The sequence below is a fragment of the Rhodococcus aetherivorans genome, assembly GCF_011058165.1.
Taxonomy (GTDB): Bacteria; Actinomycetota; Actinomycetes; order Mycobacteriales; family Mycobacteriaceae; genus Rhodococcus; species Rhodococcus aetherivorans.
Genome location: NZ_JAALEG010000040.1, coordinates 20,206 through 32,839, shown reverse-complemented (window position 1 = coordinate 32,839; position 12,634 = coordinate 20,206). Strand labels below are relative to the sequence as shown.

At 69.4% G+C, this 12,634-nt stretch carries 13 protein-coding genes; 7 read left to right on the top strand and 6 right to left on the bottom strand.

Going from position 1 to position 12,634, the window contains the following annotated elements; genetic code table 11:
- Nucleotides 1-63 precede the first annotated feature (63 nt).
- The 3 genes from G6039_RS16690 (at nt 64) to G6039_RS16680 (ending at nt 1,308) form a co-directional block, all read left to right on the top strand.
- Nucleotides 64-306, top strand: coding sequence for a hypothetical protein (locus tag G6039_RS16690; protein ID WP_029545239.1), 243 nt, complete (start codon nt 64-66; stop codon nt 304-306).
- A gap of 9 nt (nt 307-315) precedes the next feature.
- Entirely contained in the window at nt 316-678 is a 363-nt protein-coding gene (locus G6039_RS16685; protein WP_043803307.1) for a hypothetical protein, read from the top strand.
- A 168-nt stretch (nt 679-846) separates the two neighbouring features.
- Nucleotides 847-1,308: a DUF4383 domain-containing protein gene (locus tag G6039_RS16680; protein ID WP_072635801.1), complete on the top strand. Its 462-nt coding sequence runs from the start codon at nt 847-849 to the stop codon at nt 1,306-1,308.
- Nucleotides 1,309-1,347: 39 nt separating this feature from the next.
- Here the strand turns inward: G6039_RS16680 and G6039_RS31095 are convergent, their stop codons facing one another.
- Nucleotides 1,348-1,770, bottom strand: a complete 423-nt coding sequence (locus tag G6039_RS31095) for an STAS domain-containing protein (RefSeq protein ID WP_043803312.1) — start codon at nt 1,768-1,770, stop codon at nt 1,348-1,350.
- A 282-nt stretch (nt 1,771-2,052) separates the two neighbouring features.
- On the opposite strand from G6039_RS31095, the gene G6039_RS16670 reads away from it, so the two are divergent.
- Both G6039_RS16670 and G6039_RS16665 read left to right on the top strand, forming a co-directional pair.
- Nucleotides 2,053-2,484 (top strand): ATP-binding protein, encoded by a 432-nt coding sequence (locus tag G6039_RS16670; protein ID WP_029545248.1) that lies wholly within the window; start codon nt 2,053-2,055, stop codon nt 2,482-2,484.
- A complete protein-coding gene (locus tag G6039_RS16665) occupies nt 2,481-3,278 on the top strand; it encodes a SigB/SigF/SigG family RNA polymerase sigma factor (RefSeq protein ID WP_043803315.1) in 798 nt (265 codons plus the stop codon). The genes G6039_RS16670 and G6039_RS16665 overlap by 4 nt, the downstream gene beginning before the upstream one ends.
- Before the next feature lie 21 nt (nt 3,279-3,299).
- Here the strand turns inward: G6039_RS16665 and G6039_RS16660 are convergent, their stop codons facing one another.
- The 5 genes from G6039_RS16660 to aceA all read right to left on the bottom strand — a co-directional run bounded on the left by G6039_RS16660 (nt 3,300) and on the right by aceA (nt 9,463).
- Nucleotides 3,300-3,566: a DUF4235 domain-containing protein gene (locus tag G6039_RS16660; RefSeq protein ID WP_006946450.1), complete on the bottom strand. Its 267-nt coding sequence runs from the start codon at nt 3,564-3,566 to the stop codon at nt 3,300-3,302.
- 70 nt (nt 3,567-3,636) lie between these two features.
- The gene (locus G6039_RS16655; RefSeq protein ID WP_043803317.1) at nt 3,637-4,677 is read right to left on the bottom strand and encodes an NAD(P)-dependent alcohol dehydrogenase; all 1,041 of its coding nucleotides are present in this window, start codon (nt 4,675-4,677) and stop codon (nt 3,637-3,639) included.
- Between the two features lie 84 nt (nt 4,678-4,761).
- Nucleotides 4,762-7,047, bottom strand: coding sequence for a 5-methyltetrahydropteroyltriglutamate--homocysteine S-methyltransferase (gene metE, locus G6039_RS16650; RefSeq protein WP_006932986.1), 2,286 nt, complete (start codon nt 7,045-7,047; stop codon nt 4,762-4,764).
- 108 nt (nt 7,048-7,155) lie between these two features.
- Nucleotides 7,156-8,052 (bottom strand): 3-hydroxybutyryl-CoA dehydrogenase, encoded by an 897-nt coding sequence (locus G6039_RS16645; RefSeq protein WP_006932984.1) that lies wholly within the window; start codon nt 8,050-8,052, stop codon nt 7,156-7,158.
- Nucleotides 8,053-8,173: 121 nt separating this feature from the next.
- Nucleotides 8,174-9,463 (bottom strand): isocitrate lyase, encoded by a 1,290-nt coding sequence (gene aceA / locus G6039_RS16640; protein WP_043803320.1) that lies wholly within the window; start codon nt 9,461-9,463, stop codon nt 8,174-8,176.
- A gap of 533 nt (nt 9,464-9,996) precedes the next feature.
- Between aceA and G6039_RS16635 the strand changes: the two genes are divergently transcribed.
- Complete coding sequence (locus G6039_RS16635) at nt 9,997-11,145, top strand: globin domain-containing protein (RefSeq protein WP_043803322.1); 1,149 nt, start codon at nt 9,997-9,999, stop codon at nt 11,143-11,145.
- Between the two features lie 59 nt (nt 11,146-11,204).
- A complete protein-coding gene (gene ramB / locus G6039_RS16630) occupies nt 11,205-12,617 on the top strand; it encodes an acetate metabolism transcriptional regulator RamB (protein WP_006932979.1) in 1,413 nt (470 codons plus the stop codon).
- Nucleotides 12,618-12,634: the final 17 nt, after the last annotated feature.

Here is a 12,634-nt window from a genome sequence, read left to right as displayed (position 1 = left end):
GTTTGACGTGACCGAGGGTGGGGCACCCGATCCGGAGGACAGATATCGGAGAGGAGGACCGTGATGACCACGTGCGACACCTGTGGCAACGACTACGACAAGACCTTCACCGTCACCCGCGGCGACGTCTCGGGCACGTTCGACAGTTTCGAGTGTGCCGCACAGGCAATGGCCCCGCAGTGCGCCCACTGCGGTTGCCGCATTCTCGGGCACGGGGTCGAGGCCGACGGCACCATGTATTGCTGCGCGCACTGCGCCCGGCAATCGGGTCAGGCTGCGCTCACCGACCGCGCCGACCGGGCGTAGGGAGATGCTGTGACGCAGGATATGGAGAAGCGATGGCGGGACCCGCGCGCCGCCCGCGCGGCGGTGCGGTACGCGGCCGTGATCGTCGCCGCCGCCCTGCTGCTGATGGCGGCGGTCGTGATCTGGGCCGCCGCGAGCGGTGACCGATGCGCCGACGAGGAATTCCTCGTGTGCACCGACCCTGCGCGGCTCGTCCTGGCCGTCGGCCCCACGGCGATCCTGCTCCTCGGGGCCGTCGGTGCATTCGTGCAGACCTACCGGGTGTGGCGCTCGGGCGGGACGTGGCCGATCTGGCACGGCACGGGCTGGGGGCTGATGGTTCTGACCCTGGTGTACGGGTCGATCTCGTCCGGCGTCCTCGTCGGGGGCTGAACCGCTCAGACGACGACCGGACGGGATTTCGAGGGCGACCCGCCCGGGGGTTTCGGGGCGACCCGCCCGGGGGTTTCGGGGCGACCCGCCCGGGGGTTTCGGGGCGACCCGCCCGGGCTATCCCTGCGTCCCGGGGCGCGGTGCCCCGCGCACCCCGATGGAGGAACGATGATCCGATCCAGCCCGTATCCCAGGGTGCAGCGCACCCGGATCCAGGGTTACGCCTTCGCGATCGGCATCGTGTTCCTCCTCATCGGGGTGCTCGGATTCGTGCCCGGACTGACCAGCGGGTACGGCTCGATGGCCCTCGCGGGGCAGGAGTCGAATGCGCATCTGCTGGGCCTGTTCCGGGTCTCGATCGCCCACAACGTGCTGCACCTCGCCTACGGTGCGGCGGGGATCCTCGCCGCCCGAGGGATCCGCGCGTCGCGGATCTACCTGATCGCGGGCGGCGCCGGGTACCTTGCGTTGTCGGCCTTCGGCATGGTCCTCGGCCACGACAGCCACGCCAACGTGGTGCCGGTCAACGCGGCCGACAACTGGCTGCACCTGGTGCTGGGTGTGCTGCTGCTCGTCCTGGCGGTCGATCCCCGCGGCAACCGCCCGCCGAAGCTGCCGAAGCCGGTGTGACCCGCGCCCCGACGGGGGGTTCGCTTCGGGAGAGCCGGATCAGGCCGGAACCCGCAGGGCGTGGATCGCACTCTCGAGCGAGGCGTGCGCGTGGACCGGGTCGCCGAGCACCCGCAACAGCCGGTGTACCGGCCGTCCGCCCACGAGGGCCCACCGGGAACTTCGGCGCCGGGCCAAGGTGTCGAGCTCGTCGAACACGGTCAGGCCCGCCGACCCGAAGAACTCCACGTCGGAAAGATCGAGCACCAGGCGCGACGACGGGTGCATCTGGTCGCCGGCGTAGCTGCGCAACGCCGGGGCGTTGCGCATGTCGAGCTCGCCCGCCACGGCGACCCGGACGAGGCCGGAACTGATTCTCTCCGTGGAGAAATCGGCACCCGCGGACGTATGGAAGGAGACCGGTGAGCGATCCGATCGGGTGACCCACAGCGATGTGACTTTGCGCTGAGAAACGACAGACATGAGCTTCCCATCGTGGAAAGAGGATGGAAGCGTCGACAGAGCGGGGACCGCACCGACACCGGTCACCGCGGATGTGCGGCGCCTCCGAGTCAGGCTGTGTGCTCAACCTCACCCATACCCTACGGCAGCCCCTGCGGCACCGCAAAGGGCGGATCGACGTGGCGCGGCGCCGCCCCGGCGGCGCGCGTTTCCGCATGATTGAGAACCCCGCGCCGCGGGTAGTCTCGCCAGGAACCCCCGCTCGCCCGGGCCCCCACCTGCCGCAACGGAGAAACGACACACATGGCGAACACGGCATCGATCGACTCGGCCCTCGAACGCACCCACCCCGTAGTGGAGTTGCGGGTACGGGCGGAACCAGGCCAGCTCCCCGTCCTGCGCGCGGTCGCTGCCGCCATCGCTCTGCAGCAGGGCTTCGACCTCGACGCGGTGGCCGACGTCAAGCTCGCGATCGACGAGGCGGGCACCCGGCTGATCACCCGGGCCCCGCAGGGCGCAACGTTGTCGTGCCGGTTCCAGGCCATGCCGCCGGCACTGCGGATCAGCGCGTCCGCTCCGACGGTGGACGGCGGACTGACGGCGGACTCGCGGACCTTCGGCTGGCATGTGCTCAACGCACTCGCCGACTCGGTCGAGGTGAACGTGGACGAATCCGACGAGGGCTCCGTCACCACGATCGACGTGTCCCTGACCGACAGCAGCGCTGTTCTGTGACGGGGACCGGCGCCCAACGGCGCAGCGGCCGAGCCGCCGACGAATACGCCGACGTCATCCCCCTCTTCGAGGAAATGGTGACGTTCGACGAGGACGATCCCGCGCGCGGAGTCTTGCGGGACAGCCTGGTCGAACGATGCCTGCCCCTCGCGGAACACATCGCCCGCCGGTTCGACGGCCGCGGCGAGGCATTCGACGACCTCCTGCAGGTCGCCCGCCTCGGCCTGGTCAACGCCGTGGACCGTTTCGACCCCGAGCGGGGCTCGGACTTCGTGTCCTTCGCGGTTCCGACCATCATGGGCGAGGTGCGCCGGCACTTCCGCGACGCCGGTTGGGCGGTGCGGGTGCCGCGCCGGATGAAGGAGATGCATCTGGCGCTGAGCAAGGCGACCGGGGAACTGTCACAGCGCCTGGGCCGCGCCCCCACGGCTGCCGAACTCGCCGCCGAGCTGGGCCTCGATCCGGAGGAGGTGGCGGAGGGCCTCGTCGCCGGCAACGCGTACCAGGCGGTCTCTGTCGACCGTCCGGCCCCGGCCGGGGACGACGGCGTCACCCTGGCGGACACTCTCGGCGACTACGACGCCGCGCTCGCGCACGTGGAGAACCACGAGGCACTGCGCCCGTTGCTGGCTGCGCTGCCGGAACGTGAGCGCACGGTCGTGCTGCTGCGGTTCTTCGGGAACATGACCCAGACCCAGATCGCCGAACGTGTCGGCGTGTCCCAGATGCACGTGTCCCGGCTGCTGACGAAAACCCTCGCCCAGCTGCGCGAACAACTGGGCGAGGGTTTCTAGGACCCGCAGGCCCGGGCGTCGTCATTCCTTCCCGGGCCAGGTGCCGGTGACGCGGCGGAAGCCCACCGCGCTCGCGCGGTTCGCCGCCGCGCTCACCGCACCGAAGATCGCTCCCTGCACGGCGGCGGAGACCAGCACCTCCCGCCACCCGAAGCGGCTGTCCATGGCCTCCGGCGGATCGTCCTGGCCGGCGCCGAGCGCCCACACCTTCCTGAACACCATGCCGGCGGCAACGCCCGCCAGGGAACTCACCACGAGGCTCACGGGCCGGTACAACGCCTTCTTCACATTTCCTCCACGTCTCGAGATACGTGGCGGGAGTACCCGGCCGCCGCGGTCTCACACCTGCCCGCCCGGCTCAGATGGTGGCGGCGTCGATCACGAACCGATAGCGCACGTCGCTCGCGACGACGCGGTCGTACGCCTCGTTGATCCGGTCGGCCGAGACGACCTCGATCTCCGCGCCGATGCCGTGCTCGGCGCAGAAGTCGAGCATCTCCTGCGTCTGCGGGATGCCGCCGACCATGGAACCGGCGAGGCTGCGCCGGTTCTGCGCGAGCGAGAACGCCCGGACCGTGAGAGGGTGTTCGGGCAGGCCCAGCTCGACGAGGGTGCCGTTGCGGGCGAGCAGCGACAGATAGGCATCCAGGTCGAGGTTCACCGAAACGGTGTTGACGATCAGGTCGAACGTGCCCCGCAGATCCTTGAAGGTCTGCGGATCGGTCGTTACGCGGTAGTCGACGGCACCGAAGCGCAGCCCGTCCTCCCGCTTGGCCGGCGAGTGCCCCAGCACGGTCACCTCGGCACCCATCGCCGCGGCGATCTTCACGCCGACGTGGCCGAGCCCGCCCATCCCGATCACGGCGACCTTCCTGCCCGGTCCGGCGCCCCAGTGCCGGAGCGGGGAGAACAGGGTGATGCCCGCGCAGAGCAGCGGCGCCGCGGCGTCGAGCGCAAGACCGTCGGGGATCTTCAGGACGAAGTGCTCGGTGACGACGATGTGGGTGGAGTAGCCGCCCTGGGTCACCTCGCCGTCGCGGCCGACGGCGTTGTAGGTGCCGGTGACCCGGCTGGTGCAGTACTGCTCGTCGCCGCTGGTGCAGGCCTCACACGCGAGGCACGAGTCGACGAAGCAGCCGACGCCGACGCGATCGCCGACGGCATGCCTGGTCACCTCGGCGCCGACGGCGCTCACCACCCCGACGATCTCGTGCCCGGGAACGACGGGGTAGCGGGTGCCGCCCCACTCGTTGCGGGCGGTGTGGATGTCGGAATGGCAGATCCCGGCGTACCTGATCTCGATGAGCACGTCGAGCGGACCGAGCTCACGCCGCTCGATGGTGGTCTTGACGAGGGGGCTGTCCGCCGCGGTGGCGGCGTACGCGGCAACGGTAGTCATGCAGACATGCCTACCGGCCGGCGACACGACGCGCACCCGCGGGGGCTGTCCGCGGGTGCGCGTCGACGGGCGCGGCCTGCCGGTCTACTGCCCGGCCGCGCGTCGCCGCAGACGACGTGCGGCGGCGACGAGGTTGCGCAGCGACGGCTCGAGCTGCCAGTAGTGCCGGGTCTTGAGCCCGCCGTCCGGATTCGCCCACAAGCGGTCGAGTTCGACGGATTCCGCTGCGGTGCTGAGCAGTTCGTCGAGTTCGTCGATGTCGGGGATGCGCGCCGATCGGCTCTCGTAGACGCCGGGGCCGACACCGTGCGTGAGGGCCTTGTCCTTGATGGCCTCGAGCACCCAGCGGATCGAGCGGGTCGCGACGATCGCCGTGACGTCCGCGTCGAGCCGTTCGATCGCGTCGACCACCGACGCCTGACCGGAGTAGGTCAGGTGCGTGTGGATCTGCGTCTCGGGCTTGGCGCCCCCGGTCGCGAGCCGGAACGCGTCGACCGCCCAGTCCAGGTACTCGGCCCGGCCGTCCTGCCGCAACGGCAGCAGTTCCCGGATGGCGGGCTCGTCGACCTGGATGATGGCGATGCCCGCCCGCTCGAGGTCTGCGATCTCGTCGCGGATGGCAAGCGCCAACTGGTCGGCCGTCTCGTGCAGGGGCTGGTCCTGACGCACATACGACCGCGCCAGCATCGTGACCGGGCCCGTGAGCATGCCCTTGACCGGCTTGTCGGTCAGCGACTGCGCGAACGCGATCCACTCCACCGTCATCGGCTTCGGCCGCACGATGTCGCCGTAGAGGATCGGCGGGCGCGTGCACCGCGACCCGTACGCCTGCACCCAGCCGAAGTGCGTCGTGGCGAAGCCCTCGAGCAGCTCGGCGAAGTACTGGATCATGTCGTTGCGCTCGTGCTCACCGTGGACGAGCACGTCGAGGCCGATGTCCTCCTGCAGCCGGACGGTGGACTCGATCTCCTCCTGGATGCGCTTGACGTAGTCGTCCCACGACATGCGGCCCTCGCCCAGCTCGTAGCGGGCCTTGCGGATCTCGTCCGTCTGCGGGAACGACCCCAGCGTGGTCGCCGGCACCGGCGGCAGCTTCAGCCGCTCCTGCTGCGCGGCGCGCCGCTCCTCGTACGGGACGCGGCGCCGGTGCTCGGGCCGCAGGGCGTTGACGCGGGCGCGGATCGCGTGCTTCTGCTTGAAGTGCACCGACGTCGGCGGCTTGCGCCACCGCTCCTCCGCGCCGGTGGTCAGCGCCTTGGCGAGCGAGACCACCTCGCCCACCTTCTGCTTGGCGAAGGCCAGCCGGTCCGCCACGTCGCCGGGGATGTCGTACTCGGCGAGCACGTCGTAGGGCACGTGCAGCAGCGAGCACGACGTGGAGACCACCAGGTCGGGCGTCACGGCCGCGAGGCTGCTCAGGTACTCGAGCGTGCGGTGCCGGTCGGCCTTCCACACGTTGCGGCCGTCGACGACCCCCGCGTAGATGCGCTTGCGCTTGAGGCCGGGCACCGCGGCCAGCTCCTCCGCGCTCATCCGGCCGTTGACCAGGTCGAGACCGATGGCCTCGACCTTGGTGGCGGCCAGGATGGGCAACGCCTCGCCGAGGTGACCGTAGGGGCCGGTGACGAGGAGGCGCGGGCGCAGCGGCGCGTGGGAGAGCGTGTCGTAGGCGCGCGCGAAGGCCGCGAGCTCCTCCGGGGTGCGGTCCTCGGTGAAGGAGGGCTCGTCGAGCTGCACGCACCAGGCGCCGGCGCGCGCGAGCTCCGCGAACAGCTTCTCGTACTCGGGCAGCAGCCGGTCGAGCAGCTCGAGGGTGGAGAACCCGTCCTGCTCCGACGTCTGCGAGACCTTGGACAGCAGCAGCAGCGACACCGGACCGAGTACGACCGGGCGCAGGTCGATACCGCGGGCCTTGGCGCGCTCGAACTCGTCGAGCACCGCCGCCGAGTTCAGCGCGAAGGTGGTGTTCTCGTCGAGCTCGGGCTGCCGGTAGTGGTAGTTGCTGCCGAACCAGCGGACCAGCTCGAGCGGCGGGAAGTCCTCGCGGCCCCGGCACAGCGTGAAGTAGAAGTCGAGCGGGTCGAGCTCGCCGACGAGCGGGCGGAACCGCTCGGGGATCGCACCGAACAGCAGCGCGTTGTCGAGCACGTGATCGTAGTAGGAGAACGTGTTACCGGGCACCTGGGTGAGCCCGGTGGCGGCGAGCTCGCTCCAGGTGGACTCCTGGATCTCGCGGGCCACCGCGACGAGCTCGTCGCGGGTGCCGGTGCCGTGCCAGTAGGCCTCGAGGGCACGCTTGAGTTCACGACGGGGTCCGATGCGCGGATACCCGAGGATGCTCGAGCCGTATCCGTCTGCAGTGCTGGCCATTCGGGGTCGACCTTTCCCTCGATGCACCTCGCGCCCGTGTCCCGACAGTCAGCGCGACGGCTGTGCTGTCGGCACACGGGCGCCGAGGTGCGGTGTGGTGCTACCTACCTAGCTGACTTTCTTGGCGGCACGACCGTTGTCGGCATATTCGTAGAAGCCGGCGCCCGACTTCTTGCCGACGAGGCCGGCCTCGACCATACGCAGCAGGAGCGGCGGAGCCGAGTACAGCGGCTCCTTGAACTCCCCGTACATCGAGTCGGCGATCGACTTGACCGTGTCCAGGCCCACCAGATCGGTGAGCGCGAGCGGACCCATCGGGTGGGCACACCCGAGGACCATCGCCTTGTCGATGTCCTCCTTGGTGGCAAAGCCGGACTCGACCATCCGGATCGCCGACAGCAGGTAGGGCACGAGAAGCGCGTTGGCGATGAAGCCGGCCCGGTCGGAGGACCGGACGACCTGCTTGCCGAGCACCTCGGAGGCGAAGGCCTCCGCGCGCTGGGAGACCGCGGGGCCGGTCTTGAGCGTGGTGACCAGCTCGACCAACGGCAGCACCGGAACCGGATTGAAGAAGTGCATGCCGATGACCCGCTCGGGCCGGGTGGTGGCGATGCCCAGCTTCATGATCGGGATCGACGAGGTGTTGGACGCCAGCACCGCGTTCGGATCCGTGACGATCTTGTCGAGTTCCGCGAAGATCTCGGCCTTGACCTTCTCGTCCTCGACGACCGCCTCCACGACGAGCTGGCGATCGGCGAAGTCGCCGAGGTCGGAGGTGAAGCGCAGCCGCCAGGCGGCCTGCTCACGCTCCCGTTCGGTGATCTTGCCGCTGCTGACACCGCGGTCGAGGGACCGGAGGATGCGGGCACGCCCGGCAGCCGCGAGTTCGCGGGTCTGCTCGTACACAAGTACGTCGACATGAGCGCGTGCGCACACCTCGGCGATACCTGCGCCCATGATCCCGGCGCCGATCACGCCGACGCGCTGAATCTTTTCGCTGGTCACGTCAGCTCCTACTCGTCATGTGGGGGGGTCGTGAAAGGGGTTCTGACAGGGGGTGGATACGGCGGCGGCGGGACCTGGTCGTCCGAGATCCCGCCGCGCACCTACATCCGGTTGCCGGTTCCTAGTGGAACTGGCCCTCCTCGGTGGAGCCCTTGAGGGCTGCCGTGGAGGTGTTCGGGTCGACGGTGGTGGCGATGGCGTCGAAGTAGCCGGCGCCGACCTCACGCTGGTGCTTGACGGCGGTGAAGCCACGCTCCGCGGCGGCCTTGAACTCGCGCTCCTGCAGGTCGACGAATGCGGTCATCCCCTGGCGGGCGTAGCCGTGGGCCAGGTCGAACATGCCGTAGTTGAGCGAGTGGAAGCCGGCGAGGGTGATGAACTGGAACTTGAAGCCCATCGCGCCGAGCTCCTTCTGGAACTTCGCGATGGTCGCGTCGTCCAGGTGCGCCTTCCAGTTGAAGGACGGCGAGCAGTTGTAGGCGAGCAGCTGGTCCGGGAACTCGCTGCGGACGGCCTCGGCGAACTTCTTGGCGACCTCGAGGTCCGGCACGCCGGTCTCCATCCAGATCAGATCGGAGTACGGCGCGTAGGCCTTGGCACGCGCGATGCAGGGCTCGATGCCGTTCTTGACGCCGTAGAAGCCCTCGGCGGTGCGGGTGCCGTCGAGGAACTCACGGTCACGCTCGTCGACGTCGGAGGTCAGCAGCGTCGCCGCCTCGGCGTCGGTGCGGGCGATGACGACCGTCGGGACGTCGGCGACGTCGGCCGCGAGGCGAGCCGAGGTCAGGGTGCGGATGTGCTGCTGGGTCGGGATGAGCACCTTGCCACCGAGGTGACCGCACTTCTTCTCCGACGCGAGCTGGTCCTCCCAGTGCGAGCCGGCGACACCGGCCGCGATCATGGCCTTCTGCAGCTCGTAGACGTTGAGCGCGCCACCGAAGCCGGCCTCACCGTCGGCGACGATCGGGGCGAGCCAGTTGTCGACCGAGGTGTCGCCCTCGACCTTGGCGATCTCGTCGGCGCGCAGCAGCGCGTTGTTGATGCGGCGGACGACCTGCGGCACCGAGTTCGCCGGGTACAGCGACTGGTCCGGGTAGGTGTGGCCGGACAGGTTCGCGTCACCGGCGACCTGCCAGCCGGACAGGTAGATGGCCTTGAGGCCGGCGCGGACCTGCTGCACGGCCTGGTTGCCGGTGAGGGCGCCCAGCGAGTTGATGTAGTCCTCGTTGTTCACGAGGTCCCACAGAATCTCCGAGCCGCGGCGGGCGAGGGTGGCTTCCTCGACGACGGTGCCCTGCAGCTTGACGACCTGCTCGGCCGTGTAGTTGCGGGTGATCCCCTTCCAGCGCGGGTTGGTGTCCCAATCCTTCTGGATTTCCTCAGCGGTCCTCGGGGTGCCGGTGGTCGACATCTAAGCTCCACTCTCTAGATCGGATCCGCGCCGGACGCTCTGCAGTACGTGCGTACTACTTCACATCCTTCGCGAACCTTTCGGATGTACCACTCGACAATGACACACCCGGAAAGTGCCGTCTACCTGTTGCTAGTGCCAATCTTCGCTAGTTTTTCCCGAGGCTTTGCAAAGGTTGTAAACCTTTGGCGCGTCCAACGAACCCGGCCCGGACCCCGATAGCTACCCGTCGGTAGCAATCACCTCGGCATTGTTCCCCGGCGGGCGCGCCGCCCGGCAGCCGACGACACTGCCCCGCACCCGCGGCCCACCAGCGACGGAGCCGCGGATCACCACGAAGATTGTGACGAGTTTCACACCCGGAGGTCCGGCAAATCGGGAAGTCGCCCCGGTCGAATCGGGGGTCGGCCAGGATCGCTCGACTACCATGTGCGCGTTGACCAGTCGGGGCCGGTCACGCCGCTCGGGCGTGCCCACTCCCCACTCGCACACGAGTCGAGGAGGGCGCCATCCTTTCCGCCACGTCGAAGCCGGTGATCGAGGCCACCCTCCCGGTCGTCGGCGCCCACATCGGCCAGATCTCCGAACTGTTCTACGAAAAGCTCTTCGCGGCCGCGCCGTCGCTGCGGACCGACCTGTTCAACCGCACCAACCAGGAGAACCGGGAGCAGCAGAAGGCGCTCGCGAGCTCGGTCGCCGCCTTCGCGACGCTGCTCGTCACCGAGGACGCCGCCGACATCGACGCGATCATGGCCCGGATCGCCGCCAAGCACGCCTCGCTCGGCGTCCAGGCCCCCCACTACGACGTGGTCCGGCACCAGCTGTTCGCCGCGATCGGCGAGGTGCTCGGCGACGCGGTCACCCCCGACGTCGCCGCGGCCTGGCGCGAGGTCTACACGCTGATGGCCAACTCGCTCATCGAGCAGGAGTCGGCACTCTACGACAAGGCCGGCGTCCGGCCCGGTCAGATCTGGCGCGTCGTCGTGGTCACCGACGTCCAGTTCGACGGCGCGGAGGTCGCGACCCTGACCCTGCGCTCCCTCGACGGCAGCCCGCTTCCGGATTTCCTTCCCGGACAGTACATCTCCGTCGCGACCACCCTGGGAGACGGCACCCGGCAGATCCGCCAGTACACCCTCGTGCGCAGCCACGTCCCGGGGGAGTGGGCCGTCACCGTCAAGCGGGTCCCGGGCGGGATCGTCTCCCAGCTCCTCGTCGGCGGCGTCGGCATCGGCACCGAACTCGTCGTCTCGCATCCGTTCGGCAGCCTCGTCGTCGAGGACGCCGACGCTCCCCTGGTGCTGATCTCCGCCGGCATCGGCGTCACCCCGACGCTCGCGGCGCTGCAGCACCTGGCGGCGCACCGCTCCGAGCGCGAGGTCCTGGTCGTGCACGTCGACCGGTCCAGCTACGACCATGCGCGGCGCGCCGAGACGCAGGCCCTGGTCGACCGTCTGCCGCGGGCCCGCATGCTGACCCGCTACTCCGAGTTCGAAGAGCTCCGCGAGGACGGCCACACCCCGCTCGACGGCGTCGAGCTGCCGAAGGATCCGCAGGTGTACGTGTGCGGTCCCGTCCCGTTCATGCGGTCGATCCGGCAGACGTTGCTCGGCGGGGGAGTCTCGCCCGACGCCGTCCACTACGAGGCCTTCGCGCCGGGGTCCTGGCTGGGACTCGAGTAGAGCGCTAACGTTGCGAACCTGTCGTTGCGAAGCTGCGTAGACGCTCGTACGCTGGGCTGATGCCAAAGACGTTCGTCGGCGCCCGCCTGCGCCAGCTGCGCACCGAGCGGGGACTCAGCCAAGCGGCGCTGGCCAAGACCCTGGAGATCTCGGCCAGCTACCTCAACCAGATCGAGCACGACGTGCGGCCGCTCACCGTACCGGTCCTGCTGCGCATCAGCGAGGTCTTCGGTGTCGACACCACGTTCTTCTCGTCCCAGGACGACACCCGGCTCATCGCCGAGATGCGGGAGGTGGCCCTCGATCAGGAGATGGGCATCGACGCCGACGCCCAGGAGATCGCCGCGATGGTGTCGGCGCACCCCGGGCTGGCGCGGGCCATGGTCAACATGCACCGGCGGTTCCGCAACACCACCGCCCAGCTCGCCGCCGCCACCGAGGACCGCTACAGCGACGGCAGCGGCAGCGGCACCATCACCATGCCGCACGAAGAGGTCCGCGACTACTTCTACCAGCGGCAGAACTACCTGCACGATCTCGACACCGCCGCCGAGGAACTCGCCACCCGGATCCGCTTCCACCGCGGCGACATCTCCGGCGGCATCATCAAGCGCATGGAGACGGTGCACGACGTACAGCTCGTCCGTCGCGTCGACCTCGGCGAGAACGTCCTGCACCGGTTCGACCCCGCCACGCGCGTCCTCGAGATCTCCGCGCGGCTGTCGGGCGGCCAGCAGGTCTTCAAGCTCGCCACCGAGCTCGCCTACCTCGAGTGCGGGGAGCTGATCGAGAAGCTGGTCGCCGAGGGCGCGTTCACCAGCGAGGCCTCCCTCGCCCTGGCCCGCCACGGCCTCGCCAACTACTTCGCCGCGGCGATCATGCTGCCCTACGCGCAGTTCCACGAGATGGCCGAGGACTTCCGATACGACGTCGAGCGGCTCTCCGCCTTCTACGCCGTCAGCTACGAGACCATCGCCCACCGGATGTCGACCCTGCAGCGGCCGAAGCTGCGCGGCGTGCCGTTCTCGTTCGTCCGCGTCGACCGGGCGGGCAACATGTCCAAGCGCCAGTCCGCCACCGGCTTCCACTTCTCCACCAGCGGCGGGACCTGTCCCCTGTGGAACGTGTACGAGACCTTCGCGTACCCGGGCAAGATCATGACCCAGCTCGCGCAGATGCCCGACGGGCGTCGCTACCTGTGGGTCGCCCGCACGGTCGAGCGCCGCGCCGCCCGCTACGGCCAGCCGTCGAAGACGTTCGCGATCGGCCTCGGCTGCGAGCTGCGCCACGCGCACCGCCTCGTCTACGCCGACGGCCTCGACCTCGACGACAGCAACCCCGGTACCCCCATCGGCTCCGGCTGCCGCGTGTGCGAGCGGCTGAACTGCCCCCAGCGCGCGTTCCCGCCCCTCGGGAAGGAGCTCGTCATCAACGAGCACCAGAGCTCCGTGTCCCCCTACCTCATCAAGTGACACCCGCGCGACGGCCG

What these genes read in the sequence shown, in the direction of transcription:
- G6039_RS16690 (WP_029545239.1), top strand. Translation starts at nt 64, where the DNA reads ATGACCACGTGCGACACCTGTGGCAACGACTACGACAAGACCTTCACC.
- G6039_RS16680 (WP_072635801.1), top strand. Translation starts at nt 847, where the DNA reads ATGATCCGATCCAGCCCGTATCCCAGGGTGCAGCGCACCCGGATCCAG.
- G6039_RS31095 (WP_043803312.1), bottom strand. Translation starts at nt 1,770, where the DNA reads ATGTCTGTCGTTTCTCAGCGCAAAGTCACATCGCTGTGGGTCACCCGA.
- G6039_RS16670 (WP_029545248.1), top strand. Translation starts at nt 2,053, where the DNA reads ATGGCGAACACGGCATCGATCGACTCGGCCCTCGAACGCACCCACCCC.
- G6039_RS16655 (WP_043803317.1), bottom strand. Translation starts at nt 4,677, where the DNA reads ATGACTACCGTTGCCGCGTACGCCGCCACCGCGGCGGACAGCCCCCTC.
- metE (WP_006932986.1), bottom strand. Translation starts at nt 7,047, where the DNA reads ATGGCCAGCACTGCAGACGGATACGGCTCGAGCATCCTCGGGTATCCG.
- aceA (WP_043803320.1), bottom strand. Translation starts at nt 9,463, where the DNA reads ATGTCGACCACCGGCACCCCGAGGACCGCTGAGGAAATCCAGAAGGAT.
- ramB (WP_006932979.1), top strand. Translation starts at nt 11,205, where the DNA reads ATGCCAAAGACGTTCGTCGGCGCCCGCCTGCGCCAGCTGCGCACCGAG.